Source organism: Nocardioides sp. NPDC004968 (genome assembly GCF_040608935.1).
Lineage (GTDB): Bacteria > Actinomycetota > Actinomycetes > Propionibacteriales > Nocardioidaceae > Nocardioides.
This window is the reverse complement of the sequence record NZ_JBEXJF010000046.1, coordinates 1-25,871: the sequence shown is the minus strand read 5'-3', so window position 1 is coordinate 25,871 and position 25,871 is coordinate 1. Positions and strand designations below refer to the sequence as shown.

General features: G+C 70.1%; 26 protein-coding genes. 18 read left to right on the top strand and 8 right to left on the bottom strand.

Annotation, left to right across the window (positions count from 1 at the left end; all coding sequences use genetic code 11):
* Positions 1-1,422 (bottom strand): polysaccharide biosynthesis tyrosine autokinase, encoded by a 1,422-nt coding sequence (locus ABZU72_RS26025; RefSeq protein ID WP_355021677.1) that lies wholly within the window; start codon positions 1,420-1,422, stop codon positions 1-3.
* 278 nt (positions 1,423-1,700) lie between these two features.
* Between ABZU72_RS26025 and ABZU72_RS26020 the strand changes: the two genes are divergently transcribed.
* Both ABZU72_RS26020 and ABZU72_RS26015 read left to right on the top strand, forming a co-directional pair.
* Positions 1,701-2,405, top strand: a complete 705-nt coding sequence (locus ABZU72_RS26020) for a hypothetical protein (RefSeq protein WP_355021676.1) — start codon at positions 1,701-1,703, stop codon at positions 2,403-2,405.
* Positions 2,406-2,441: 36 nt separating this feature from the next.
* A complete protein-coding gene (locus ABZU72_RS26015) occupies positions 2,442-3,224 on the top strand; it encodes a siderophore-interacting protein (RefSeq protein ID WP_355021675.1) in 783 nt (260 codons plus the stop codon).
* 1 nt (position 3,225) lies between these two features.
* Here ABZU72_RS26015 and ABZU72_RS26010 read toward each other — a convergent pair whose 3' ends face one another.
* Together ABZU72_RS26010 and ABZU72_RS26005 are read right to left on the bottom strand one after the other, a co-directional pair.
* The gene (locus ABZU72_RS26010; protein ID WP_355021674.1) at positions 3,226-4,125 is read right to left on the bottom strand and encodes a M15 family metallopeptidase; all 900 of its coding nucleotides are present in this window, start codon (positions 4,123-4,125) and stop codon (positions 3,226-3,228) included.
* Entirely contained in the window at positions 4,122-4,709 is a 588-nt protein-coding gene (locus ABZU72_RS26005; RefSeq protein WP_355021673.1) for a TetR/AcrR family transcriptional regulator, read from the bottom strand. The genes ABZU72_RS26010 and ABZU72_RS26005 overlap by 4 nt, the downstream gene beginning before the upstream one ends.
* Before the next feature lie 67 nt (positions 4,710-4,776).
* Between ABZU72_RS26005 and ABZU72_RS26000 the strand changes: the two genes are divergently transcribed.
* A complete protein-coding gene (locus ABZU72_RS26000) occupies positions 4,777-5,532 on the top strand; it encodes an SDR family oxidoreductase (protein WP_355021672.1) in 756 nt (251 codons plus the stop codon).
* 43 nt (positions 5,533-5,575) lie between these two features.
* The gene (locus ABZU72_RS25995) at positions 5,576-6,019 is read left to right on the top strand and encodes a MerR family transcriptional regulator (RefSeq protein WP_355021671.1); all 444 of its coding nucleotides are present in this window, start codon (positions 5,576-5,578) and stop codon (positions 6,017-6,019) included.
* Here the strand turns inward: ABZU72_RS25995 and ABZU72_RS25990 are convergent.
* Complete coding sequence (locus ABZU72_RS25990) at positions 5,976-6,986, bottom strand: aldo/keto reductase (protein ID WP_355021670.1); 1,011 nt, start codon at positions 6,984-6,986, stop codon at positions 5,976-5,978. The genes ABZU72_RS25995 and ABZU72_RS25990 overlap by 44 nt on opposite strands.
* 186 nt (positions 6,987-7,172) lie before the next feature.
* On the opposite strand from ABZU72_RS25990, the gene mfd reads away from it, so the two are divergent.
* The 4 genes from mfd to ABZU72_RS25970 all read left to right on the top strand — a co-directional run bounded on the left by mfd (position 7,173) and on the right by ABZU72_RS25970 (position 13,359).
* Entirely contained in the window at positions 7,173-10,685 is a 3,513-nt protein-coding gene (gene mfd / locus ABZU72_RS25985) for a transcription-repair coupling factor (RefSeq protein ID WP_355021689.1), read from the top strand.
* A gap of 208 nt (positions 10,686-10,893) precedes the next feature.
* Entirely contained in the window at positions 10,894-12,276 is a 1,383-nt protein-coding gene (locus tag ABZU72_RS25980; RefSeq protein ID WP_355021669.1) for a hypothetical protein, read from the top strand.
* Between the two features lie 53 nt (positions 12,277-12,329).
* The gene (locus ABZU72_RS25975) at positions 12,330-12,947 is read left to right on the top strand and encodes a MarR family transcriptional regulator (protein WP_355021668.1); all 618 of its coding nucleotides are present in this window, start codon (positions 12,330-12,332) and stop codon (positions 12,945-12,947) included.
* Positions 12,907-13,359 carry a hypothetical protein gene (locus ABZU72_RS25970; protein WP_355021667.1) on the top strand — a complete coding sequence of 151 codons (453 nt, stop codon included), beginning with the start codon at positions 12,907-12,909 and terminating at the stop codon, positions 13,357-13,359. The genes ABZU72_RS25975 and ABZU72_RS25970 overlap by 41 nt, the downstream gene beginning before the upstream one ends.
* 10 nt (positions 13,360-13,369) lie before the next feature.
* On the opposite strand, the gene ABZU72_RS25965 is transcribed toward ABZU72_RS25970, so the two are convergent.
* Positions 13,370-13,747: a hypothetical protein gene (locus tag ABZU72_RS25965; protein ID WP_355021666.1), complete on the bottom strand. Its 378-nt coding sequence runs from the start codon at positions 13,745-13,747 to the stop codon at positions 13,370-13,372.
* A gap of 43 nt (positions 13,748-13,790) precedes the next feature.
* Here ABZU72_RS25965 and ABZU72_RS25960 point away from each other — a divergent pair, with 43 nt between their 5' ends.
* The 4 genes from ABZU72_RS25960 (at position 13,791) to ABZU72_RS25945 (ending at position 16,376) form a co-directional block, all read left to right on the top strand.
* Complete coding sequence (locus tag ABZU72_RS25960) at positions 13,791-14,834, top strand: alpha/beta fold hydrolase (protein WP_355021665.1); 1,044 nt, start codon at positions 13,791-13,793, stop codon at positions 14,832-14,834.
* An 82-nt stretch (positions 14,835-14,916) separates the two neighbouring features.
* A complete protein-coding gene (locus ABZU72_RS25955; RefSeq protein WP_355021664.1) occupies positions 14,917-15,309 on the top strand; it encodes a hypothetical protein in 393 nt (130 codons plus the stop codon).
* 60 nt (positions 15,310-15,369) lie between these two features.
* On the top strand, positions 15,370-15,951 hold the full coding sequence (locus ABZU72_RS25950) for an NUDIX hydrolase family protein (RefSeq protein WP_355021663.1): 582 nt from the start codon (positions 15,370-15,372) through the stop codon (positions 15,949-15,951).
* Positions 15,948-16,376 carry a MazG nucleotide pyrophosphohydrolase domain-containing protein gene (locus ABZU72_RS25945; protein WP_355021662.1) on the top strand — a complete coding sequence of 143 codons (429 nt, stop codon included), beginning with the start codon at positions 15,948-15,950 and terminating at the stop codon, positions 16,374-16,376. The genes ABZU72_RS25950 and ABZU72_RS25945 overlap by 4 nt, the downstream gene beginning before the upstream one ends.
* Positions 16,377-16,401: 25 nt before the next feature.
* On the opposite strand, the gene ABZU72_RS25940 is transcribed toward ABZU72_RS25945, so the two are convergent.
* Positions 16,402-17,871, bottom strand: a complete 1,470-nt coding sequence (locus ABZU72_RS25940) for an MFS transporter (RefSeq protein WP_355021661.1) — start codon at positions 17,869-17,871, stop codon at positions 16,402-16,404.
* A 101-nt stretch (positions 17,872-17,972) separates the two neighbouring features.
* The gene (locus ABZU72_RS25935; RefSeq protein ID WP_355021660.1) at positions 17,973-18,596 is read right to left on the bottom strand and encodes a malonic semialdehyde reductase; all 624 of its coding nucleotides are present in this window, start codon (positions 18,594-18,596) and stop codon (positions 17,973-17,975) included.
* A 93-nt stretch (positions 18,597-18,689) separates the two neighbouring features.
* Between ABZU72_RS25935 and ABZU72_RS25930 the strand changes: the two genes are divergently transcribed.
* The gene (locus ABZU72_RS25930; protein ID WP_355021659.1) at positions 18,690-19,043 is read left to right on the top strand and encodes a helix-turn-helix domain-containing protein; all 354 of its coding nucleotides are present in this window, start codon (positions 18,690-18,692) and stop codon (positions 19,041-19,043) included.
* 63 nt (positions 19,044-19,106) lie between these two features.
* Here ABZU72_RS25930 and ABZU72_RS25925 read toward each other — a convergent pair whose 3' ends face one another.
* The gene (locus tag ABZU72_RS25925; protein WP_355021658.1) at positions 19,107-21,452 is read right to left on the bottom strand and encodes an esterase-like activity of phytase family protein; all 2,346 of its coding nucleotides are present in this window, start codon (positions 21,450-21,452) and stop codon (positions 19,107-19,109) included.
* Between the two features lie 224 nt (positions 21,453-21,676).
* On the opposite strand from ABZU72_RS25925, the gene eno reads away from it, so the two are divergent.
* The 5 genes from eno to ABZU72_RS25900 all read left to right on the top strand — a co-directional run bounded on the left by eno (position 21,677) and on the right by ABZU72_RS25900 (position 25,825).
* Entirely contained in the window at positions 21,677-22,954 is a 1,278-nt protein-coding gene (gene eno / locus ABZU72_RS25920) for a phosphopyruvate hydratase (protein WP_355021657.1), read from the top strand.
* A 95-nt stretch (positions 22,955-23,049) separates the two neighbouring features.
* Positions 23,050-23,640 (top strand): septum formation initiator family protein, encoded by a 591-nt coding sequence (locus ABZU72_RS25915; protein WP_355021656.1) that lies wholly within the window; start codon positions 23,050-23,052, stop codon positions 23,638-23,640.
* Positions 23,641-23,644: 4 nt separating this feature from the next.
* On the top strand, positions 23,645-24,154 hold the full coding sequence (locus ABZU72_RS25910) for a DUF501 domain-containing protein (protein WP_355021655.1): 510 nt from the start codon (positions 23,645-23,647) through the stop codon (positions 24,152-24,154).
* Positions 24,151-25,071, top strand: coding sequence for a Ppx/GppA phosphatase family protein (locus tag ABZU72_RS25905; protein WP_355021654.1), 921 nt, complete (start codon positions 24,151-24,153; stop codon positions 25,069-25,071). The genes ABZU72_RS25910 and ABZU72_RS25905 overlap by 4 nt, the downstream gene beginning before the upstream one ends.
* 100 nt (positions 25,072-25,171) lie before the next feature.
* Positions 25,172-25,825 (top strand): hypothetical protein, encoded by a 654-nt coding sequence (locus ABZU72_RS25900; protein WP_355021653.1) that lies wholly within the window; start codon positions 25,172-25,174, stop codon positions 25,823-25,825.
* The last annotated feature ends 46 nt before the right edge of the window (positions 25,826-25,871 follow it).

Below are 25,871 nucleotides of genomic sequence, written 5' to 3'. Positions count from 1 at the left end.
TCAGCTCCCGGCGGCCGGGTAGCCCTGCTGCCGCGGTTCCCGGGGACGTACGAGACCGGAGAGGAGGCGGGCGAACCAGCCCTGCTCCGGCTGGCCGTAGTAGGTGTGCGCGGCGGTGTCACGGACCTGGTTGGCGACGATGCCGAGGCAGCGAGCATCGACGGCCTCGAGGCTGTCGATGGCCTCCAGGACCTGCGGGCGGTGGATCGTACGGCAGTTGGCGACGACCAGGGCGCCGTCGGTCAGCCGGGACAGGATCGCGCCGTCGGCCACCGGAAGCAGCGGCGGGGAGTCGAGGATGACCACGTCGTAGCCGTCCCGCGCCTCCTCCAGCAGGTCGACCATCCGCGGCGAGCCGATCAGCTGCGCGGGGTTGGGCGGGATCTCACCCATGGTGAGCACGTGCAGGTTGGCGTCGCCCCAGACCTGGACGACGTCGCCGAGTTCGGCCTTCCCGATCAGCACCGTCGTCAGTCCGGCCGCACCCTCCAGGCCGCAGTAGTCGGCGACCGCGGGGCGGCGCATGTCGGCGTCGACCAGCAGCACGCGCTGGCCCTGCTCCGCGATCGCCAGGGCCAGGTTGATCGAGGTGGTCGACTTGCCCTCGCCGCCGATCGAGGAGGTCACGACCATCGAGCGGACCCTCGCGGAGGCGTCGAGGAACTGCAGGTTGGTCTGCAATCTCCGATAGGCCTCGGCCGCGACGTTGTGCGGGTCGATGGCGGTCACCGCGCCACGCGAGCGTCGCTGGCCCCGGCGCCGGGGGATCGCCCCTAGGAGCCCCATGTCGGTGAGCTGCTCGAGCTCGGCCGCGGTCCTGACCCGGGTGTCCAGAAGGGCGCGGACCACGGCGATCGCGACACCGAGGCCGAAGCCGCCGGCGAAACCGACCAGGGCGGCCAGTCGCGTACGCGGTGCGAACGCCTCCTCGGGCGGGTCGGCACGGGCGACCACGGTCACCTGCACAGCGGACTTCTTGTTGGAGGTGGGGGAGAGGTTGGTGATCGTGGTGGTGAGCTCGTCGGCGACCGCGTTGGAGAGGTCGGAGGCGCCGGTGCTCGTGGTGGCCACCGCGTCGATCTCGATGATCACGGTGTCGAGCGGGTTCTCGGCGGTGATCGTCTCGGCCAGCGCCTTGGGGGTCGTGTCGAGGTCGAGGTCGTAGATGACCTGGTCGAGGACCACCGGCATCGTCGCAAGCTTGGCGTAGGACTGGACGATGTCCTGGGTGAAGGTCGAGCCCTGGACCAGCTCCTGGGTCGTCGCGCCTTGCGCGATCGAGACGAAGACGGTGCTCTGCGCGCGGTACTGCGGCGGGCTCGCGTGCGCCTGCGCGAAGGCCGCGCCGGCACCGATGATCGCGAGCACCGCGACGATGTACCAGCGCTTCCGCAGGGCAGCGACATAGTCGCGCAGGTCCAACAGGCCACTCCATCCGATGTCTTTGCCAGGCTGCTCGTCCGTGACTCATCCGCCGTCAGGGCGGGGCCGCGGGGCCATCGCACATCCTCACCCCGTTTTGGGGATGACAGGGCCGGGTGCCCGGCTCGTTCACCCAAATGGGGGATTGATCCGCCGTCGGTTTCTGGAGGCGTACGTCGACTGCGTAATGTCTGTCCGTCACGTTCGGGGGGTTGGCCGCGTGGATGTGAGGTCCACGCTCGAGAACCGGCAGGCAACTTTTTCGAAGGTAGGCAGGGATGGACACCGCGACGATCCTGGTCGTCTGCAGCGGGAACGTACGACGATCGCCGGCGATCGAGGCGATGCTCCGTGAGGGCGTCGGCCAGATCGGTGGGCTCGCTCGCCACGGCATCACGGTGATCTCGGCCGGCAGCGAGGCGCTCGAGGGCTACGACATGGACCCGATGATCGCCTCCGAGGTCGCTCTCGCCGGGGTCAGGCTGACCAGGCACCAAGCCTACCCGCTCGACGTCGACGACATCGAGAGCGCCGACCTGATCATCACCGCCGAACGCTCCCACCGCAGCGAGGTCGCCCGGCTGGTGCCCTCCGCGGTCAAGCGCACCTTCACCCTCGTCGAGATCGCCGCGCTCGGCGACCTGCTCGGCCGCACGGCCCTGGGTGGCCCCGCGGGTTCGGAGGCGGATGCGGCCACCCGGGTGCGTACGCTCGTCCAGCTCGCGCCGCTGCAGAAGGCCCGGCGGCGGGTCCGGCGGCCGGCCGACGACGACCTGCAGGACCTGCGGAAGCGGACCCCGCGCGAGGCCCGGCGGCTGGTGACCGAGGCCCGTGGCCACGTCGAGTCGCTGCTGCGGGTGCTCGAGCCGAGCCTGTCGCTGGTCGCCAAGCCCCAGCGCCCCGCTCCCGACATCCCCTCGCCGGCCCTCCCGGCCGAGGCCACCCAGCCCCGGTCCACGCACTCCACCCGGTCGGCGGGTTGACCGCGGCGTGTTTGAAGGCAAGTTAGGGTTGCCTACATGACCCGTCCCGCCAAGCCTGAGACCATCCTCGTCGTCACCGCCACCGAGCGACTCAGTCCGACGATGATCCGGGTGAGCTTCCGCTCCGAGGACCTGAGTGCCTTCTCGTCGAGCGTCTTCACCGACCGCTACGTGAAGCTCGTCTTCGAGCAGAACGACGGCCAGGTGGTGCGCACCTACACCGCTCTCAACCCCTCGGTCGAGGACGGCACCCTCGACATCGACTTCGTCGTACATGGCACCGAGGGGTACGCCGGCCCCTGGGCCGCCGCGGCCAAGCCCGGCGACACCCTCGCGGCTCGCGGCCCCGGCGGTGCCTACTCGCCCGACCTCGAGGCCGACTGGCACCTGATCGCCGGCGACGAGACCGCCCTGCCGGCCATCCGCGCCGCGCTGGCCGCACTGCCCTCCGACGCCCGCGGCTACGCCGTCATCGACATCCCGGCGCCGGGCCACGAGCAGCCCCTCGACCACCCCACTGGCGTCGAGGTGACCTGGCTGGTCACCGGCGGCCACACCCACCACGCCGCCGAGGACGCCGAGGGCCACGAGCAGCCGCTGGTCACCGCCATCCGCGACCTGAAGTGGCTCGACGGCCGTGTCCACGCCTTCGTCCACGGCGAGGCCGCGGTCACCATGCACGGCATCCGCCCCTATCTCCTCAAGGAGCGCGGCGTCCCGAAGGCCGACCTCTCCATCTCCGGCTACTGGCGCCGCGGCCGCACCGAGGAGACCTTCCGCGACTGGAAGCGCGAGCTCGCCGAGACCGAGTCCGCCTGAGTCAGGTGCCGTTCTCGCTGAAGTGCTGGTAGTCCTTCAGCGAGTTCCAGTCGCCGCCCCACTCCCAGCCGATGTCGGCGAAGGCCTGGACGACCACATCGTCCGGGTGGATCATCCCGGGCGCCCTCCTGGACCGGTTCAGGTACCAGCGGGCGAGTTCGGGGATGACGCGGTCACCCTTGACGTACGGGTTCTGGAAGGTGTTCAGGTCGATCGCCAGGCCGTAGGCGTGCTGGGAGAACGAGGTCTGGCCGACCGACGGGCGGCAGACGAAGCCGCCGGTGCCGTTGCCGTCGCCCGTCGGCGGCGCGTCCAGGGCCGCCTTCGTGGTGATGTCCATCTGCTCGATCGGGAATCTCGCCTCGTAGAGCTGCCGGAAGACCCCGACGACGTCCTCGGCGACCCGGGCGTTGATCAGCATCTCGCCGGTGTGGCGGGCGCCGTCGAAGCCCCAGAACGTCATCCGTACCCAGGCCAGCTCCCGCCGCGAGACCGGGCATCCCGGCACCCAGGTCGAGCGCGCGATCACCTCGTCCGGCGCGATGTCGACCTCGGCTGTGAAGCCGTCACCGGGCAGCATCGGCATCATGTCCGGAAGCGTCCACGCCCGGTTGCGCAGCTCCTTCGGCGTCGGCCCGGCGATCCCGTAGCCCTCCGCGTCCTCCTTCAGCACCCGGGTGCCGAGCCACGGCGGCGGCACCGACCCTGGCTCCGTGACAGTCGGAGAGGAAGACGAAGGTACGTCGCTGGGTGACGGTTCCGCCGACGTCGAGGGAGCCGACGCGCTGGTCGTCGGCGACGGTTCGGCTTCGGGTGTCCCGCCGCAGGCGCTGAGCGCGAGCAGGAGGGCAGCCGCCCCGGCGACGTACGTCCTGGCTCTCAGCGATCCGCGAATCGTCATCGTGGCCACGCAGCCATCGCGGCCGTGGCGAGGCCGCGCAGCTCCTGCCGGGTGGCGCCGTCGATCGCCTGCACCGACATGCCCTGGATCACCGCGCCGAAGAGCCGGGCCAGGGCGCCGGTGTCGGTTCCGTCCGGCAGCTCGCCCTCGGCGACGGCCGTCCGCAGTCGCTGCTCGATCCCGGCGAGCGTCTCGGAGCGCATCTTCGCCGGGCGGGTGGCGACGCCGCGCTGGGCGGTGCCCAGCGCCAGCGCGGCCGTCGAGACCATGCAGCCCGGCGGCAGCCCGCTCTCGCTGAACTGGTCGGCCGCCTCGTACAGGAACTCCGAGATGGCGTCGCGAGCGGGCCCGTCGGGCCGCAGCACGGTGCCATGCTCGCTCGCGTACCGCTCGAGCGCGGTCTGGTAGAGCACCTCCTTGGAGCCGAACGCCCCGTAGAGGCTGGGGGCCTTCAGCCCGGTCGCGGCCTCGAGCGTCGCGACGCTCGTGCCTTCGTACCCGTGCTCCCAGAACGCCCGCATCACCGCGTCGAGCACCGCGTCCTCGTCGAAGGAGCGCGGTCGTCCGCGGGAGGGCTTGCGCATTTCCATAGTGATCCCTACATTAACCCTCACCACATTATTTAGCGACCACTACAGAATTGAGTCCGAGATGACCCGCAACGCACTCATCACCGGAGCCTCGCGCGGGATCGGCCGTGCCATCGCCGTACGTCTGGCCTCCGACGGTGTCGGCCGGATCGGCATCCACTACGGCTCGAACCGCGCGGCCGCCGAGGAGACCGCGCGGCTCGTCGAGTCGGCCGGCGCCCGGGCGGTCCTGATCGAGGCGGACCTCGGCGAGGACGGCGCGAAGGCGGCGGCCGAGATCGCGGAGGCATGGACCGAGGCGGCGCTGGTCGAAGATGGCGGCCTCGACATCCTGGTCAACAACGCCGGCATCAACGGCAACCAGGAACTCCACGAGCTCGACCCGGCCACCGCGCGCCGCGTGCTCGAGGTCAACCTGATCGCGCCGATGTTCCTGACCCAAGCGGTCGCGCCGCACCTGCGCGAGGGCGGCCGGGTGATCAACGTGTCGACCGGCTACACCCGGGTGGCGGCGCCGACCCATCTGGCGTACGCCGCGGCCAAGGCCGGCATCAACAACCTCACCCGCTCCCTGGCCGCGCCGCTCGCCGCACGTGGGGCGACGGTCAACGCGGTTCTCCCCGGCGTGATCGAGACCGACATCAACGCCGACTGGATCAACCTGCCCGGGCCGAGGGCGCAGGCCGACGCGCTGTCGGTGTTCGGCCGGATCGGCACCCCTGAAGACGTCGCCGACGCGGTCGGCTTCCTCGCCTCGCCCCAGGCGCGATGGGTCACCGGCGAGACGCTCGACGTGACGGGCGGCTCGGCGCTCTGAGTTACTTGACTTCGAGTGCACTCGAACCAGGAGACTGGAGTCCATGACGACGCAGGCGCACAGCAACGGGCTCAGCATCGCCGAGGTGGCCGCGCGGACCGGCCTGACGGCGCACACGCTGCGCTACTACGAGCGTGACGGGCTGATGCTCGGGGTCGGCCGCAACGGTTCCGGCCACCGCGCCTACACGGAGGGCGACCTCGGCTGGATCACCCTGATCACCAGGCTGCGCTCGACGGGGATGCCGATCCGGGAGATCCGGCGCTATGCCGAGATGGTCCGCGACGGCTCCGGCAACGAGGAGGCCCGCCTCGCCCTCCTGCGCGCACACCGCGACCGGGTACGCGCGCAGCTGGAGGAGACGGCGGCCCATCTCGACGCGATCGAGTTCAAGGTCTCCTACTACGCCGCGGCCGTGGGCGAGACCGACCCGGACGCCGAGCTCATCGCCCAGCAGCGTCGAGCCGAGCCCTCTGCTCCTCGCTGAGCTCCAGGTCGACCGCCGCCAGGCTCTCGTCGATCTGGGTCACAGATGAGGCTCCGACCAGCGGGATCACCGGAAGGGCGTCGCCGAGCATCCAGGCCAGCACGACCTGGTTGCGGGTCGCGCCGGTCTCGGCGGCGACCTCGTCGAGCACCGCGAGGCGTGCGGTCGTCCCGGGGTGGTCGTAGGCGGGATCGAGCGGCTTCGAAGGATTCGTGTAGGCCCCGCTGAGCAGCGGTGTGTAGGCGACCAGCGTCAGCCCCGGCGTTGCGCGCAGGTAGGCGAGCAGGGATGCGTCGGCGACGCCGATCTCGCCGTCGATGGAGAGCCGTGGGTTGGGGATGTCCGTACGCATCCGCAGATAGGTGTGGTGATACTGCAGCACGCTCGGCCGGGCCTCCTCCGGGTTGACCGCCCGAGCCCGCTCGACCTGCCAGGACCAGTGGTTGCTCAGCCCGAACTGGCCGATGACGCCGTCCTTCACGAGGGCGGCGAAGCCCGCGGCGTACTCCTCCAGCGGCACGCCCTTCGTGTCCGGCACGTGCGCGTAGTAGAGGTCGAGCCGCTCGACGCCGAGGCGTTCGCGGGAGCGGTCGGCCTGCTCGCGTACGTTCTCCGGAGCCAGCCCCTCCCAGGTGCGGTTGCGCTGGTTCAGCCATCCGTTCTCGACGCGCTCGACGACGTCGGTCGGGCGTGCGCCGACCTTGGTGGAGATGACGAGCTCCTCGCCGATCCCGCGGTCCCGGCGCCACTGCCCGAGCACGGTCTCGCTCTCGCCGCCCTGGGTGCCGTTGGCCCAGTAGGCGTAGTTGTTGGAGGTGTCGACGAAGGTGCCGCCGGCCTCGACGAAGCGGTCGAGGATCGCGTACGACGTCTCGACGTCCGTGTCCGTCCCGAACCGCATCACGCCGAGCGCGAGCTTGCTGACGTGCCGTGACCCGGCGCCTGTTCCGATGGTCGTGTATCTCATGCGATCCACGCTCCGGCCTCGCGTGCGCTCGAAGTCAAACGTCTTTACACATGTCTTCTAGACTGGTGCCAGCACCCCCTGTCTTTCCGGCCGGGGGCTCTCGTGCTTGCCGTCATTTTGGAGTCACCCGTGATCCTCGCCCCGCTCGCCGATCTCGTCCTGCGCGATGCTGCCCTGAGCGAGGTGATGGCGGAGGCCAAGGGCGGCCGGATGCTGGCGCTCGACGTCACCGGGCCGGAGGCGCTGCGCCCGTTCGTGGTCACCGGGCTCGTACGCCAGGAGCGCACCGTCCTCGCGGTCACCGCGACCTCTCGCGAGGCCGAGGATCTGGTCAGCGACCTGACCGACCTGCTCCCGCCCGACTCGGTCGCCTTCTACCCGAGCTGGGAGACGCTGCCGCACGAGCGGCTCTCCCCGCGGTCGGACACCGTCGGACGTCGGCTCGCCGTGCTCCGCCGCCTCCGCCACCCCGACGCGGACGGTGCCCACGGCCCGCTGAAGGTGGTCGTCGCCCCTGTTCGCAGCGTGCTGCAGCCGCAGGTCAAGGGCCTCGGCGACCTGGAGCCGGTCGAGCTGATCACCGGTCAGGAGGCGACCCTGGATGTCGTCGTGCAGAAGCTCGCCGACGCGGCCTACTCCCGCGTCGACCTGGTCGAGAAGCGCGGTGAGTTCGCCGTCCGCGGCGGCATCGTGGACGTGTTCCCGCCGACCGAGGAGCACCCCGTACGCGTGGAGTTCTGGGGCGACGAGGTCGACTCGATCCGCCACTTCTCGGTCGCCGACCAGCGCGCCATCGCTGAGGAGCACGGTGGGGCCACCGAACGCCTCTGGGCGCCGCCGTGCCGCGAGCTCCTGCTCACCCCGGAGGTCCGGGACCGGGCGCGAAAGCTGGGCGAGGCCCACCCCACCCTGATCGAGCTCACCGACAAGATCGCCGCCGGGATCGCGGTCGACGGCATGGAGTCGCTCGCGCCCGCGCTCGTCGACGACATGGAGCTGCTGCTCGACCTGATCCCGGATGACAGCCACGTCCTGCTGCTCGACCCCGAGCGGATCCGCAGCCGCGCCCACGACCTGGTCGCCACCGCCGAAGAGTTCCTCGGCGCCTCCTGGGCCGCCGCGGCCAGCGGGGGAGTCGCCCCGATCGACCTCTCCGCGGCCTCCTACCGCGACCTCGCCGACGTACGCGCCCACGCCATCGCCCAGGGCAAGCCGTGGTGGTCGGTCAGCCCGTTCGGCCTCGACGACCAGGCCGCTGAGACCGACCCCGACGTCGTGGGCGTCTCCACCCGCAAGATCGACTGGCAGCCCGCGAAGGCCTATCGCGGCGACACCGCTGCCGCGCTGACCGACATCGAGAACTGGCGCGACGACTCCTATCGCGTGGTCGTGGTCCAGCCCGCGCACGGCACGGCGCAACGTACGGTCGAGGCCCTGGGGGAGCGCGACGTCCCGGCCCGCCTGGCAGAGGGTGACGAAGAGAGCGCCAAGCCCGTCCACAAGACGGTCACCGTCGTCCACGCCCGGCTCAACCACGGCTTCGTCGACGAGGGCAACCAGCTCGTGGTGCTCACCGGTGAGGACATCTCGGGGCAGAAGTCGTCCACGCGCGACATGGTCAAGATGCCGGCGCGGCGCAAGAAGCAGATCGACCCGCTCGAGCTCAAGCCCGGTGACTACGTCGTCCACGAGCAGCACGGCGTAGGCCAGTTCATCGAGATGAAGCAGCGCGAAGTGCAGGGCGCGACCCGCGAATACCTCGTCCTGGAGTACGGCGCCTCCAAGCGCGGCGGTCCGGCCGACCGGCTCTACGTCCCGGCCGACGCCCTCGACCAGGTCACCAGGTACGTCGGTGGCGAGCAGCCGAGCCTCGACCGGCTCGGCGGCGCGGACTGGCAGAAGCGCAAGGCCCGTGCCCGCAAGGCGGTCCGCGAGATCGCCGCCGAGCTGATCAAGCTCTACGCCGCGCGGCAGGCGACCAAGGGCTTCCAGTTCGGCCCCGACAACCCCTGGCAGCGCGAGCTCGAGGACGCCTTCCCGTTCCAGGAGACCGCCGACCAGCTCGCGGTCATCGACGAGGTCAAGCAGGACATGATGCGGCCGGTGCCGATGGACCGGCTGGTCTGCGGTGACGTCGGCTACGGCAAGACCGAGATCGCGGTGCGGGCGGCGTTCAAGGCGGTCCAGGACGGTAAGCAGGTCGCCGTGCTGGTGCCGACGACGCTGCTGGTCTCCCAGCACCTGTCGACCTTCATGGAGCGGATGTCGGGCTTCCCCGTCAACGTACGCGGGCTGTCCCGGTTCCAGACGGACAAGGAGGCCGCCGAGGTCATGGCCGGCCTCGCCGACGGCACCATCGACATCGTGGTCGGCACCCACCGCCTGTTCAACAAGGACATCCGGTTCAAGGACCTCGGCATGATCGTCGTCGACGAGGAGCAGCGCTTCGGCGTCGAGCACAAGGAGGCGATGAAGCGCCTGCGCACCTCGGTCGACTTCCTGTCCATGTCGGCCACGCCCATCCCGCGCACCCTGGAGATGTCGATCACCGGCATCCGGGAGATGTCCACGATCACCACGCCGCCCGAGGAGCGACACCCGGTCCTGACGTACGTCGGGGCCTATGAGGATCGCCAGATCGTCGCCGCGGTGCGGCGTGAGCTGCTCCGCGAGGGTCAGGTCTTCTACATCCACAACCGGGTCAACTCGATCGAGAAGGCGGCCGCGCGGATCCGCGAGCTGGTGCCCGAGGCTCGGGTCGCGGTCGCCCACGGCCAGATGAACGAGAAGCAGCTCGAGCAGGTGATGGTCGACTTCTGGGAGAAGGAGTTCGACGTGCTGGTGTGCACCACGCTGGTCGAGTCGGGCCTCGACGTCTCCAACGCCAACACCATGATCATCGAGCGCGCCGACACCTTGGGTCTGAGCCAGCTCCACCAGCTGCGCGGCCGCGTCGGCCGTTCGCGTGAGCGCGCCTACGCCTACTTCCTCTACCCCGGCGAGAAGCCGCTGACCGAGACCGCCCACGAGCGCCTGGCCACGCTGGCCCAGCACTCCGACCTCGGCGGCGGCATGGCGATCGCGATGAAGGACCTCGAGATCCGCGGCGCCGGCAACCTGCTCGGCGGCGAGCAGTCCGGCCACATCGCCGACGTCGGCTTCGACCTCTACGTGAGGTTGGTGGGTGAGGCCGTGGCCGAGTTCAAGGCCGGCCCGGACGGTGCCGCCGAAGAGCTCAACGAGGTACGCATCGAGCTCCCCGTCGACGCCCACCTGCCCCACGACTACATCCCCTCGGAGCGGTTGCGCCTGGAGATCTACAAGCGCCTGGCCGAGGTCCGCTCCGACGAGGACGTGGAGTCGGTCGCCGCCGAGCTCCTCGACCGCTACGGCAAGCCGCCCGCGGAGGTCTCCTCGCTGCTCCAGGTCGCCCGCTTCCGCGCCCGCGCCCGCCAGGCCGGCGTCTCCGAGGTGACCCTGGCCGGCAAGAACGTACGCTTCCACCCGGTCTCGCTGCCCGACTCCCGTGTCGTCCGGCTCAACCGGATGTACCCGAAGTCCCTGGTCAAGCCGCAGCTGGACACCATCATGGTCCCGCGCCCGGTCTCCTCCGGCTTCCCCGCCAAGCCCCTCGACGGCCCGGATCTCCTCGACTGGGCCCGGGTCGTCATCGACGCGATCATCGACCCGCTGAAGTGATGCGGCGCCGGGGCCGGGCATTTCCCCACTCACCCGGATCTTTCCCACCTCGTCGGTAGGTTCCCCACGCTCCGGTGCGTGGGGAACCTACCTTTGGATGGGGAGATCTCCCGGCCGACGCTGCGCAGACGTTGTACGACGCTGGCTGTGAAGCGCCTCGCGGCCTGAGCCCGGCCTCGATGTCGGTGCTCAGATCTACGGTGGGCACATGACGGAGAAGCAGGAGCTTTCGAGGGAGCCGTCCTGGCAAGTCCTGGCGGTCTTTCACAACGAGGACGACAGTCGAGACTTCGCCTACACGGTCGGATTGGCCGAACGCGGGCTGCCTGAGGTGCACATGTGGGCGCGGCCCAATGCCGGCGAAGACCCCGGCCATGACTGGCGGTTCAGCTCCCACGATGCGGCTGTCATCCTCAATGAGCTTGCCTGGCGGCTGATCGATGGTCGTATCGCCCCGGGCGATACGTACAGCCAGCGGTTCGACGCCGGGATGGTGCAGGTCACTTTCGAGCTCGGCGCCCCCGTGGAGGCAGCCAGCCTCGACGCCTACCAGGCGGAGCCATCGAGCGTCATACCCTTGCGCTGGTCGCTCCATCGTGTGCCCGAGGGGGCGCTCGTAGCGATGGATGATGACGCGATCGATGTTGCTGAAGCTGAGTATGCCGGACTCAGCGCGGGCTTCCGGCGCTCAGATGGCGCTCCCGGTGGGATATGGGCACTGCCTTCCGTTCCATCCTGGGATCCGCACCAGCGATGGGGACCGCGTACGCCGCTGGTGGCCGCTCACGCTGGCGTGATCTGCGCCTTCTCGCCAGAGGACATGATCGGGTTGGTGAACATCGCGTTTCCTTTGGAGGCGGCGAGAGCCGCCGGTCATCCGCAACTGGTGGCGCGCGCGGCGGCGCGAAGCGTCGGGAGAAGTGCCGCGCTCGACCGCCTTGCCCAGGACACGTCGACGCTGGTCGACGGAATCGGTCTCACCTGGAGCCGCGCCGCTTGGCCGGCTGCGCGCGACTGGTTGGACAGCGATAACAGCGACGACCCCTTCCCGGAGGAGAACCTTCGGCGGATGGTCAAGACGATCGTGATCAGTCATCTGTTGACGGTTGCGGTCGCGGACCAGCTCACCACGGACCAAGAGCTGACCGGGACGGGTCCGGTCGCGTTCGCTGCGACGATCGACGGCCTGCCGCCCGATGGACGATGGCATGCTGCGCCGCACATTGTCGACGTCGTGGTCGGGTTGCTGGTCGACGCCGGCGCGGCTGTTGCGGCAGCTCGTGCTTGGCGCCTGGTGGACAACGAGCTGGTGATGGGCGCCCGTGGGGATCTCCAGGTCGCAGCCATCCATGGTCCATCGATGTTTCCCGACCTGTCGGTCGCGCTTTCGGCGCCATTGCTGGATGACGTACGTCAGGCGACACCCGCTCACCGTGTGACGGGGGCGGTCGTGCAGTCCTGGCTCAGTGTCCTTGCGACGGTGCTGACCCACCGAGCGCACCTTCGGGACGAGACTGTTGACGTGGTCATCCAGGTGGGGTCGGGGATGCCGGGCCTCGCGGCCGCCCTGAACACGCCTGTCGCCGCGTGAGCTGCGGGCCGAAGGGGTGACATATCCACAAAATGGAGGTTATTATCCATTTTGTGAGAAGTCAGGCTCCGGTGCTCGCGCCTCTGTTCCGGTCGGAGGCGCAGGCGCTGCTGCTCTCGGAACTGCTGCTCCCGGCAGAGGAGATGAGCATGACCGACCTCGCCGAGCGGGCTGGACTGCCCTATCCGACGGTCCATCGCGAGGTCGCGCGGCTGCTCGAGGCGGGTCTGCTCGTCGACCGCCGAGTCGGCAGGACCCGGCTGATCAGGGGAAACGAGCAGAGCCCGCTGCTGGCGCCGACGCGAGAGATCCTGCTGACGGTGACCGGCCCGGTCGTGCTGCTCCGGGAGGCCCTCGAAGACGTCGGCGGGATCGAACGGGCGTTCCTGTTCGGCTCGTTCGCGGCCAGGGCGAAGGGCGAGCCGGGGCCGCCGCCGAACGACATCGACCTGATGGTGATCGGCAGTCCCGACGCACGGGCGGTCTACCGCGTCTGCCGGGAGGTCTCCGACAACGTCGGGCGCATCGTGAACCCGACGATCATGAGCCCGGAGGAGGCCGAGGAGCAGACCGGGTTCCTCGAGGAGGTCCGGGCCAGCCCGGTGATCGAGATCTATGGAGGAGGACCGGATGCCCCTGCCGCTGACGCCGGCGCAGCAGAAGGCGGTTGACGCGCTCGTACGCTCCGGCGCCCTGCGTGCCGTGAGGCCGGATGAGAAGAAGGCCCGGGCCTTCCTCGCCGGCGCCGAGTCGGCCCTCGCCGACGTACCCAACGTCACCCGGACCGAGAACCGCTACAACCTCGCCTACAAGGCCGCCCACGACGTCGGCGAGGCGGTCCTTGCCGGCTATGGCTACAAGACGACGTACGGCGCTGGTGGCCATGTGAAGGTCGGCAGGTTCCTCGCTGCGATCTTCGACACCCCGCCGCCGCGTGACGCGGCCGCCCACTACGACGTGATGCGCCTGGACCGCAACGCCAACAACTATCTCGGCAAGCCGGTGACGCACGCCGCCGCCGACGCGGCCGCGGAGGCAGCGCAGACGTTGTACGACGCCGCCCTGGCGCGGCTCGACACCTGAGTCAGCCGACTCAGGTGCGAGTGCCGGCTGCGCGGCGCAGCGCCGCCAGGGTCGTATCCGGGCCGGCGTTGAAGGCGAAGCGGGCTCCGGGCGCGAGCTCGTGGACCAGGTTGACGATCGCCTCGAAGAGCTCGGTGTGGGCCGGGACGGCCCGGACACCGCCGCCGATCATGACGATGTCCCAGGTCTTCTGTCCGAGCGCCTCGCGCACCTGCGAGACGGCGTTGTCGACGCCGGTGCCGATCTCGCAGGAGAGCGCGTCGTAGCCGGCCTCGGCGACCTCGGCGTTGCCGACGGCGATCCGCTCCTTCAACGTAGCCAGGTCGATGGGTGCGTCGGAGAGATCGACTGCCTCGGGCGCCAGCCCGATGAGGAGGACTCGGTTCATGACAACGACGCTACTGGGGCATTCCACGCGCAAGAATGGCCGCGTGACCGGCGAGCCAGAGGTGCGCTACGCGCAGACCAGCGACGACATCGCGATCGCCTACCAGGCCGTCGGGAGCGGGCCGGTGACGATCTGGATGCCCTCGCTCAGCAACATCCGGGCGCAGTGGCGGGTGCCCGCGCTGCGGATGGCCTACGAACGGCTCAGCCAGGACCTGACGCTGGTGCTCTACGACGGCCGCGGCACCGGCTCCTCGGACCGCCGCGCCGGCGACCTCGGCCTCGACGCACACCTGCGCGACCTGGAGGCGGTCATCGAGGCGGTCGGCGCCGACCGGGTCAACCTGCTCGGCTACTACCACGCGGTCGCGGCCGCGGTGGCGTACGCAGCGGCCAACCCGCAACGCGTCGACCGGATGCTCCTGTTCGGAGGAGCGGCGCGGATGCGCGAGGCGATGAGCCCCGCGCAGACACAGGCGCTGCTGTCGCTGGTCGAGCAGGACTGGGACCTCTTCGCCGACGCCGCCGCGACCGCCTGGCTGGGATGGGGGTCGGGTGAGAACGCCGGCCGCGTCGCCGAGGCGTTCCGCACCGCCGCGACGCCCGCGGTCGCCCGCGACTGGTTCGCGGAGGCCGCCCGGATGGACGTCAGCGACCTCCTCGACCAGGTGGTGGCGCCGACGCTCGTGCTGCACCGGCAGGCAGCCAGCCAGATCCCGGTCGAGGTGTCCCGGCGGCTGGCCGACGGCGTACGCAACGGGACGCTGGTCGAGCTCGAGGGCAGCACTCCGACGCTGTTCGTCGAGGGCGGAGCCCGTGACCTCGCCATGGTGAGCCGCTGGTTCCTGACCGGTGAGGTGCACCGCGGGTCCGCGCCCGCCTCGGGTCAGGCCACAACGGCACTGACCACGCGCGAGCACGAGGTGCTGCGGCTGATCGCCACGGGACGTACGAACGCTGTCATCGCCCGCGACCTCGGCATCACCGAGCACACCGTCGAGCGGCACGCCGCCAACCTCTACCGCAAGCTCGGCGTACGCAGCCGCGCCGAGGCCACCGCCTGGGCGATCCGCAACGGCGCGGCCTGAGGAACACTGACGGGAACCCGTCAGTCCGCCTGCCCACTGTCCGGGAAGCGGCGACCCCGCGACCCTGGGCACAGTGGGGAGCATGACGACGATCACTCCCAGCAACGACTCCTGGCGGATGGCGAAGGCGACCGCCCCGATGATGCGGACCCTGGCCGGGCGCCGCCTGTTCCCGCTCTGGGCCGTGGTGCACCACCGAGGCCGCAAGACCGGACGCGACCTGAGCCTCCCGGTCGCACTGCTGCACACCGACGACGAGTTCGTGATCACGCTCCCGTGGGGTGCCGGCACCAACTGGGTCCGCAACGTACTGGCCGCCGGCGAGTGCACGATCACCTGGAAGGGCCGCGACCACGCCGCCACCCAGCCGCGGATCCTGGGCCGCGACGAGGCGCGCCCCTACTACGACGGCTTCTCCTGGTGGATGGTCGAGAAGGCGTTCAAGGCCGACAGCTTCCTCCTCCTGCGGCGGTGAGAGTCCACACTGCGGCGCCGTCGCTCCGTGACGTACGCCTGTGTCTGGCAGGATCGACGCATGACGATGGAGGCTTTCGGCGAGCAGTCCTTCCCTGAGGAGCCCTTCGGCAACGAGTGGGACACCGAGCCCGGGTGGCTCTCCGAGGAGGAGCTGGGCGAGACCCGCGGGCGCGTGCCCATCCTCTACGTGGAGGCGGTGCCGGTACGTGTCGACCCCGACGGCCGGGTCACCGAGGTCGGGCTGCTGCTGCGCGGCTCACCCACGACCGGGACGATCACCCGGTCGCTGGTCTCAGGCCGGGTGCTGCACGGGGAGCGGATCCGCGACGCGCTGATGCGCAACCTGGAGAAGGACCTCGGCCCGGTCGCCTTCCCGACCCTGCCGCTGACCACGGTGCCGGTGACCGTCGCCGAATACTTCCCGTGGCCCGGCGAGCGCTACCAGGACGCGCGCCAGCACGCGGTCTCGCTGGTCTACGTCATCCCCGTGACCGGCGAGTGCGAGCCGCGCCAGGACGCCCTGGAGCTGTCCTGGATGACGCCGGCCGAGGCCGCCTCCGACGAGGTCGTCGGCGACATGGAGGGTGGTCGGGGAGTGCTGCTGCGGCAGTGCCTGAGTGCGTTCGGGGCGCTGGATTGAACCCAGCAGACGACGAGGGCAGGACGTACGCATCGGGGGAGGGGCTCGTCGAGTTCCTCGAACTGATGCGGCTGATGCGTGAACGGTGCGTGTGGAAGTCGTCGCAGACTCACGCATCGCTCGCGCAGTACCTTCGCGAGGAGTCCGACGAGGTCCTCGAGGCCATCGACGAGGCCGACCCCGAGCACCTCAAGGAAGAGCTCGGCGACCTGCTGCTTCAGGTCTACTTCCACGCCGCCATCGCGGAGGAGGCCGGCGAGTTCACCATGGACGACGTCATCGCCGGCCTCACCGCCAAGATGAAGCGCCGCAACCCGCACGTCTTCGGCCCCGAGGCCGCCTCCGGTCGCCGCTACACCCTCGAAGAGGTCGAGAAGCTCTGGTCGGCCGCCAAGGCCGCCGAACGCGCCCACCCCGCCGAATAGGCACCTACGTCGGCCGAGACGGCACTTACGTCGGCCGACACGGCATCTCGGTGCCGTCTCGGCCGACGGGAGCGACGCCTCGGCTCGCGTACGTGACCTCTCGGCCGACGGGGGCGACCTTTCGCGGAGCCAGGGGGATGAGCATGGCCGCGAGGGCCGCGCCCAGAGCGACGACGGTGAGGAAGCCGAAGCCGTTGATGTACCCCTGCTCTGTCGGGTAGCCGGACGGCAGGGTGTGGGCGGTGACCAGGGAGGTCATGACCGCGGTGCCGATGGTGCCGCCGACGGTGCGGATGTTGGCGTTCATCCCGGTGGCCACGCCGGTGTGCTCCGGTGGGACCGCAGCGACGACCGCGTTGGCGAGGTTGGCGAAGACCAGGCCGGTGCCGAAGCCGGAGAGCCCGGCGGCGACGCACATCTGCCACGGCTCGTCGTGGACGAAGGCGACCATGGCGAGGGAGACCGCGGTGAGCAGCCCGCCGATGACCAGGATGCGGCGCATCCCGATGAGCTCGGCGAGCCGGGCGCTGACCAGACCGCACAGGAACGAGGTGATGGCCGTCGGGAGCATCAGGTAGCCGGCGACGGTGACCGACGCGCCGAACCCGTAGCCGGCCGACGGCGGGGTCTGGGTCAGCTGCGGGATGAAGCCGAAGGAGGCGTACATCGCGATGCCGATCAGCAGGGCGACCAGGTTGGCGGTCCAGACGCCGCGGCGGCCCATCAGGCGCAGGTCGACCAGCGGCTGGCGTACGGTCCACTCGACCCGGATCCAGGTGGCCAGGAGCACCACGGCGGCACCGAGCAGACCGATGGTGGCGGGCGAGGTCCAGCCCCACGACGGCGCCCGGCTGACACCGAGGAGGAGCGCGACCAGCCAGCCGGCGAGAAGCACGGCGGGGAGCAGCGGGATCGGCTCACGGGTGAGCACCGGCGACTCGGGCACGAGCCACAGCGCGGCGATCGCGGCACCGGCAGCGACCAGGGCGGGCAGCAGGAACAGTGCCCGGAAGCCGAGCGTCTCGGCGACCGGACCTGCCAGCACGATTCCGGCTGCGAAGCCCATCGAGAGCAGCGACGAGGTCACCGCGATCGCACCGGCGACGCGCTCCTTGGGCAGCTCGTCACGCAGGATCGCGAAGGCCAGCGGCAGGGTGCCGCCACCCAGCCCCTGCAGTACCCGCGCCCCGATCATGACCTCGATGCTGGGCGCCGCGGCGGCGAGGAGGGCGCCGGCGGTGAGGGCGGCCAGGCTCCACACGTACATCCGGCGCTTGCCGAAGGAGTCGCCCATCCGGCCGATGATCGGGGTCGCGACCGAGGCCGAGAGCAGGAAGGCGGTCAGGATCCAGGACCCTGTCGCCTGGTCGGTCTCCAGCTCGGTCTGGATCAGCGGCATCGTCGGCACGGAGACCGACTGCAGCAAGGAGTAGGAGCAGACGCCGATGGCGACGATGGCGAAGGTGAGGCGGGGGCTGGTGTGGGTCACGGACATCGAGGCAAAGTTTAGCTTGGCTAACTGTATTCCGGCGAAAACAATAAGGCGCTCGCCTGCCGTGCTGGCAGGCGAGCGCCTCGAACGAACAGTTCAGCAGGTCAGGCCCACTTCACCGCGGCCTCGGTCTCCACGCGGGGGAGACGGTCGAACCACGGGTTCTCGCCCGGGTGGCCGATGTTGACGATCATCTTGGTGGTCCAGTCACCCTCGGGGAAGAAGTCCTTGTCGACGCCCGCGGTGTCGTAGCCCGCGATCGGACCGGCGGCGAGCCCGGCAGCGCGGACCGCGAGGATGAAGGCGCCGGCCTGCAGGCCGGCGGACCAGCCACCGGCGCCGTGGCGGGCGGCCTCGTCGGCGTCGAAGTAGTCCTTCATCTCCGGGCGGATCGGGAAGACGTTGGGGATCTCCTCGTGCCAGTTGTTGTCGTAGGCGACGATCGCGGTCGCCGGGGCAGCCTTCGTCTTCTCGAGGTTGCCCTCGGCGATGTGCGGGAGGAGGCGCTCCTTGCCCTCTCCCGTGCGCACGAACACGACGCGCAGCGGCTGGGTGTTGGCCATCGTCGGAGTCCAGCGGGTGAGCTCCCAGACGTCGGCGAGCTCGTCGTCGGTGACAGGGGTGTCGGCGAAGGTGTTGGACGTGCGCGCACCGGTGAAGACGATCTGGCGGCCGCGGTCGTCCAGCTTCTCGAGCGTAGTGGTCTCGAGGGCAGTGGTCTCGGTCATGTTGCTCTGAACTCCGTGGTTACTAGGGATATTCCGGTTACTTCGAAAATAGTAGTACCTCGGGATTCAGGCAAGTCCTGTACGCTGGGATGCATGCCCGCGACGAAGCCCGCACACGATCCGCAGGTGTGCAGTGCCGCGCTGGTGCGGGCCTTCGACTTCCTCGGCAAGCGCTGGAACGGCGTGATCCTCGGCAGCCTGACCCAGGGCCCGCTCGGCTTCGCTGAGCTCAAGCGAGCGGTGGCCGGCATCAGCGACTCGATGCTCTCCGAGCGGCTCAGCGAGCTGGCCGGCCTGGGCCTGCTCGCCCGCGAGGTCGACCCAGGCCCGCCCGTGGCGGTCCGCTACGCGCTCACCGGATCCGGTGCCGCGCTCGCGCCGACCCTCGGCGCGCTCACCGAGTGGGCCGGTACGCATCTTCCGGCCGACCGCTGCTCCGAAGACTGACCGGTCCAAAAAATCACGCTGGCCCGCCACCGAGACGGTGACGGGCCAGCGTGATGCTGATCCTCAGCGCTTGGCTGCTCGACCGAGGTCGAGGAAGACCGTCTCTCCGGTGGCATCCTCGAGGCCGTCGTTGTCGGTGACCGCGTAGGCGCGTCCGTCGGCTCCGATGGTGAAGCCCTCGAGCTTCTCCTGGGTCCATCCGTGGCCGGCCTGCAGCGTAGGCAGCAGGTCGTACGCCAGGCGCTTGCGCAGCGGGGTCACCGGGCTGAGTCCGGTGACGCCCTGGCGGGGCACGTCGATCGTGTAGACCCGCTTGATCGCGGCGGTGGTGCCGTTCTGCTTGTCGCGCTCGATGATCGCGAGGGTGTCGTCGTCGACGGCGGTGATCTCGGACAACCCGAGCCAGTCACCGGCCACCGAGGTCGACTCCAAGCCGTAGCCGAACCACTCCCACTCACCCGTCGCCGGGGTGTAGCGACCGATCCGGGCGGTGCTCGCGCCGTCCACGCCGGGCTTCTTCGCGGTCGAGTCGGCCCAGAGCGGGCGCTGGAGCGCGACGTACACCTTCTCCGAGCGGCGCTTCCCGGTCACCGTGACGCCCTCGAGGCCCCACTTGCCGACCTTCTCGGCGATCTCGGTGGGCAGCGGCACCGTCTCGGCGATCCGGCCGTCGCGGTCGAGGCGGAGCAGCGCGTTCCCTGCACCGGTCGCGCCCTCGTTCGCCACCCAGAAGCCGCCGCCACGCCGGGCGGCCAGGCCCTCGATGTCGAGCCCCTCGGCCACCTCGCCCGAGGAGTCGGTGACCTCGAGGACGGCTCGGATCACGGCCGGCGAGCGGCGTACGTCCAGGGTGTAGATCCGGCCGGTGGCATAGGCTGCGTCGCTGGCGGCGTAGAGCTTGCCGGGCTCGCCGGGCACCTTCGAGAGCGCGCCGAGCGCACCCCAGCCGATCGGCTTGCCGTTCCGGGAGGCCGACTCCACGGTCGGGAAGGACGATGACTTCCGGCCGAACCCGTAGAGCGAGACCGACGCCCGCACCAGGTCCTCGGCAGAGTCCTCCTCCGAGGAGATCGCCAGCAGGTTGCGGGACGGGATCGGCAGCAGTCCCTCGGGCCCGTTGGTCGCGGGCAGCGCCTGCGTGAACCTCGGGGCCGAAGGCGTACGCATGTCGTAGACGGCCACGAAGTTGCTGCGCTCGGAGCCCACGAAGGCGTACGGGACACCGCCGAAGGTCTCGAAGGCCAGCCCCTCGGGCTCCGCGCCCTTCTTGGCGGCGCGGTCGTTGTTGTGCAGGCCGTACTTCGTGGCGAGGTCCTCGAAGGTGGATCCGGCGTCCCAGACCACCTCGCCGGTCGCGGCGCGGAAGACGGTCCAGCCGCGGGTGCCGCCCTTCCAGTCACCCTCGTTGGCGGTGGCGACCAGACCCTTGCCAACCCACTGGATCGAGTCGGGCTCACGCGGCGCATCGATGGTGTCGACCGGGTTGAACAACCCGTCCTTGCTCGCGTCCACACCGGAGACGACCGCGTTCCCGGCGCTCCACGCCGTCTCGACGGTCGCGGACGGAAGGTCGATGATCGCGACGCCGTTGTTCTCCTGCAGCGTGAGCGCGAGCTGGTTGTCGGCGTTGATGTCGACGTACTCCGGCTCGGCGTCCTCCGGAGTGTCCAGCCCCTTCAACAGCGAGGCGGGCAGCGCCACGTCGGTGATCCGCCACTCGGCCGGCTCGCCGTCGAGACCGACGACCTTGACCGATCCGGCCGGTGCCTGGGGCAGGTCGCCCTCCTCGCCGCCGGCAGGGGTGACGGCCTCGTTGCGCTGGTTCTCCATCGCGATCGCGGCGTACGTCCCGTCGGGGCTGACCGCGATCGAGTCGGGCTGACCGCCGAGGTCGTACGAGGCCACCTCCTCGTGCGGGGCGGCCAGCGAGATCACGTCGATCCGCCCGGCACGGGTGCCGACGGCAGGCTCCTCGTCCTCCCACTCGGTGTCCTCGAGGCCGGGGTAGGTCGACTCGTCGACGACGACGAGCGCATAGTCGCCCACGATCGAGACCGACGTCGGCGAGCCGCCCTTCGCGCCGGCGACGTCGTGGCTGCCGATGCCCTTCGGCGAGGAGGGGTCGGTGATGTCCAGGAAGCCGATCCGGCCGCCGGCCGCGTCGGTGTACGCCAGTGTCCTGCCGTCCTCGGAGACGGCCGAGATCTCGGCGACGGTCGGGTCGGCCGGGTCGACCCCGGCGGGAACGTTCTGGAAGACCGGATAGGTCGCGAGCCGGCTGAACTCGCGGTGCCGGCCAGGATCGGCGGTGGCGGTGCCACCGAGGACGGTCATCAGCGAGACGCCCAGGCCCCCGATGGCCAGGACGCCGAACCCGGCGAGTGCGAGGCGGTTCTTGCGGAGATGCATGTGAGGGTTCCTCTCGGGGAATTGTTGCCGGAGGAACGATCCGGGCGGCACCGCACCCGGAGGCATCGACGTGGTGACGAGGTGCGGACCTCGACGTGAACACCAGGTGGGCGCGGGTAGGAGTGGCCCTACCGACCGGTTAACGTTCCAATCGCCAGGCCCATCCGGCCGGGTAATAGGCTGACGGACGACACCCGTCCCGTCCCTGACCCAGGAGTAGTTCAGTGGCATCGATCGACGCCGTAGGCGCCCGCGAGATCCTCGATTCGCGAGGCAACCCGACTGTCGAAGTTGAGGTCGTCCTCGACGACGGCACCTTCGCCCGCGCCCAGGTCCCCAGTGGCGCCTCGACCGGAGCCTTCGAGGCGGTCGAGCTGCGCGACGGTGGCGAGCGCTACGGCGGCAAGGGTGTGCAGAACGCCGTGACCGCCGTCGTGGAGATCCTCGCGCCCGCGGTCGAGGGCTTCGACGCCGACGACCAGCGTGCCATCGACCAGGCGATGATCGAGGCCGACGCGACCCCCAACAAGGCCAAGGCCGGCGCCAACGCGATCCTCGGCGTCTCGCTCGCGGTCGCCAAGGCAGCCGCCGACTCGGCGGGTCTCTCCCTGTTCCGCTACGTCGGTGGCCCCAACGCCCACGTGCTTCCGGTGCCGATGCTCAACATCCTCAACGGTGGCTCCCACGCGGACTCCAACGTGGACATCCAGGAGTTCATGATCGCGCCGATCGGTGCGCCGACCTTCGCCGAGGCGCTGCGCATCGGCGCCGAGGTCTACCACGCGCTGAAGTCCGTGCTGAAGGAGAAGGGCCTGGCCACCGGCCTCGGTGACGAGGGTGGCTTCGCCCCCAACCTCGAGTCCAACCGCGCCGCCCTCGACCTGATCGCCGAGGCGATCGGCAAGGCCGGCTACGAGCTCGGCAAGGACGTCGTCCTCGCGCTCGACGTGGCCGCCTCGGAGTTCTACGAGGACGGTGCGTACCTCTTCGAGGGCGCGAAGAAGACCGCCGAGGAGATGACCGCCTACTACGCGGAGCTCGTCGCGGCCTACCCGATCGTCTCCATCGAGGACCCCCTCGACGAGGAGGACTGGGACGGCTGGAAGGCGATCACCGACGCCATCGGCTCCAAGACCCAGCTCGTCGGGGACGACCTGTTCGTGACCAACGTCGAGCGCCTCGCCCGCGGCATCGAGGGCGGTCAGGGCAACGCGCTGCTGGTCAAGGTCAACCAGATCGGCACGCTCACCGAGACCCTCGACGCCGTCGACATGGCTCACCGCGCCGGCTTCAAGACGATGATGTCCCACCGCTCCGGCGAGACCGAGGACACCACCATCGCCGACCTCGCCGTCGCCGTTGGCTCCGGCCAGATCAAGACCGGCGCCCCGGCCCGCTCCGAGCGCGTCGCGAAGTACAACCAGCTCCTCCGCATCGAGGACGAGCTCGGTGAGGCCGCCCGCTACGCCGGCGCCTCCGCCTTCCCGCGCTACCAGGCGTAGGTAGTTCCGTACGCCGCGGCGGCCCGTGTCCTCAGGACACGGGCCGCCGCGCGTCTGCCGCCAGGAGGTAGGTCGTGGATGGGAGGATGAGCGACGTGGCAACGCAGGGACCCGGTCAGAGCAAGCGCGTACGCGGTCCTCGGGCCCCACAGGGGCCGGGGCGACGGCCGCGTGCTCCCATCCCTGCCCGCCCGGCGTCGATCGGCGGCATCGATGCGCTGCGTAAACGCCTGCGTCGGCCCAAGCTCACCGGCCGGGCGATGATGATCATCGTCGTGGCCTCCGTGATGGTGATCTCCTACGCCTCCTCGCTGCGCGCCTACATCCAGCAGCGCCATGACATCAACGCCCTCCAGACCGAGATCGCCGAGCGCAAGGAACACATCAAGCAGCTCGAGGAGCAGACCCGTCGCTGGGAGGACCCTGCCTACGTCCAGCAGCAGGCCCGGGAGCGGTTCGGCTTCGTGATGCCGGGCGAGACGGCGTACGTCGCCCTCGACGAGAACGGCGAGCGCATCCAGACCGAGCCGGAGCTCACCGACCCCGGCAAGGTGGGCAGTGCGGAGCAGCCGAAGGCTTGGTGGGACGATGCGTGGGGTTCCGTGCTGCTGGCCGGTGACCCGCCGGAGCAGACAGGAGACGGGCCGGAGTCGGAGATCGACCCGCCCAAGCAGAAGAAAGACTGAAGACATGGCGATCGATCCCAAGGACGTGTCCGCGATCACGGCACAGCTGGGACGCGAGCCACGGGGGATCCACGAGGTCGGGCACCGCTGCCCGTGCTCGCTGCCCGATGTGGTGACCACCGAGCCGCGGCTGCCCAACGGCACCCCGTTCCCGACGACCTTCTACCTCACCTGCCCGCGTGCCGCCTCGAAGATCGGCACCCTCGAGGGCACCCACGTGATGAAGGACATGGAGGCGCGGCTGGCGTCCGACGAGGAGCTCGCCGTCGCCTACGCCAAGGCCCACGAGGCCTATCTCGAGGCTCGCTACGAGCTCGGCGACCCGCCCGAGATCCACGGCATCTCCGCAGGTGGGATGCCCAACCGGGTCAAGTGCCTGCACGTCCTCGCCGGCCAGGCCCTGGCCCAGGGCCCCGGCGTCAACCCGCTCGGCGACGAGGTGCTCGAGCGCCTCGGCGAGTGGTGGAAGTCCGGTCCCTGCGTGGACCTGGAGCTGGAGGACGAGGAGCAGTGACGAGGGTTGCTGCGATCGACTGCGGCACGAACACCATCAAGCTCCTGATCGCGACGGTCACCGCCGACGGCCTGAACGAGGACGTACGTGAGGCCCGCATGGTCCGCCTCGGCCAAGGGGTCGACCGCACCGGCGTGTTCGCGGAGGAGGCCCTGCAGCGCGCCTTCGGGGCCATCGACGAGTACGCGACGCTGATCCGCGAGAACGGTGTCGAGAAGGTGCGCTTCGTGGCCACCTCGGCCACCCGGGACGCCGCCAACGCGGCGACCTTCATCGACGGCGTACGCGCTCGGCTCGGGGTCACGCCCGAGGTCGTCACCGGGGCGGAGGAGGCGGCGCTCTCCTTCGGCGGCGCGGTCCGCAACCTGCGCGGCACCCCGGAGCCGCCGGTGCTCGTGATCGACATCGGCGGTGGGTCCACCGAGCTGATCCTCGGCGACGGCTCGGCGTCGAGCGTCGGCGAGGCGGACAGCATGGACATCGGCTCGGTGCGTCTGCATGAGCGTCACCTGCGCTCCGACCCGCCCACGCGGGAGGAGATCGAGGCCTGCGTACGCGACATCGACGCGCACCTCGACGCCTGCCCCGTCGAGCCGGCCACAGCCAACACCGTGGTCGCCGTCGGCGGCACCATGATCCAGCTGGCCATGGGGCTGCTCGAGCTGGCTGCGTACGACCGCACCGCCACCGATCACGCCGAGATCGCGCCCGACGACGTCTACCGGCTCGTCGACCGCCTGCTGGCGATGACCGTCGAGGAGCGGCTGGCGCTGCCCTGGATGCACCCCGGCCGAGCGGACGTGATCGCCGCCGGTGGAGTGATCCTCAGTCGGATCCTGAGGCGCTCGCAGGTCGAGTCTCTTCTGGTTTCTGAGTCCGACATCCTCGACGGAATCGCCTGGTCCGTTAGAGACTAGGCATGTCGGGGGACTTGATCTTGTGTTTGACGCCTAGGTTTGGGTTCACCGGCGTATACCCATCAAACAGAACCAAAGCTGTCTCTCGGAAGGTCAAGAAGTGAAAAAGCTCATCCTGCTTGCCATCGCTGCCGTTGGTGTCGGCGTGCTGGTCAAGAACAAGTCTGAGCAGCTGAAGGCCGGCGCGAACAAGGTCACCCATGACCCGCGCGTCCAGTCGGCCCTCGCGACCGCCTCGGAGAAGGCGGCGCCCATCAAGGAGAAGGCTGCTCCCTATGCCGAGGCCGCCAAGGCCAAGGCCGGTCCCTACGCCGCCACGGTGAAGGAGAAGGCCGGTCCCTACGCGGAGCAGGCCAAGGAGAAGGTCACGGCCGCGGCCGAGGTCGCCTCCGAAAAGCTGCACCGCAACGGCTCCGTCCCGGAGTCCACCCCAGAGGCCGCTCCGGAGTCGACCACCGGCTCGTCCTCGAGCAGCGAGTACGGCGGCTACCCGCCGGCTCCGCCGGTTCCGCCGGCGCCGTCTGCCCCGCAGGCCGGGGTCACCGGTGACCCGCTCACCGACCCGATCGCCCCGGCCGACCCGTACGCCGCCGAGGTCCCGCCGCCCCCGCCGGCCGCCCCCGACCAGGCGTCCTACGACGACCTGGGCGGTGGCGACACCGCGGTCAAGCCCACCTCGGAGGGCACGCCCGAGTTCGCTCCCGAGCCGGTCGACTCTCCCGAGGAGGACAAGGACAAGTGGTTCCGCGGCTGAGCTGCGGCTAGAAGTCCATCTGAGTCACCCGCGGCCCGCCATCGGC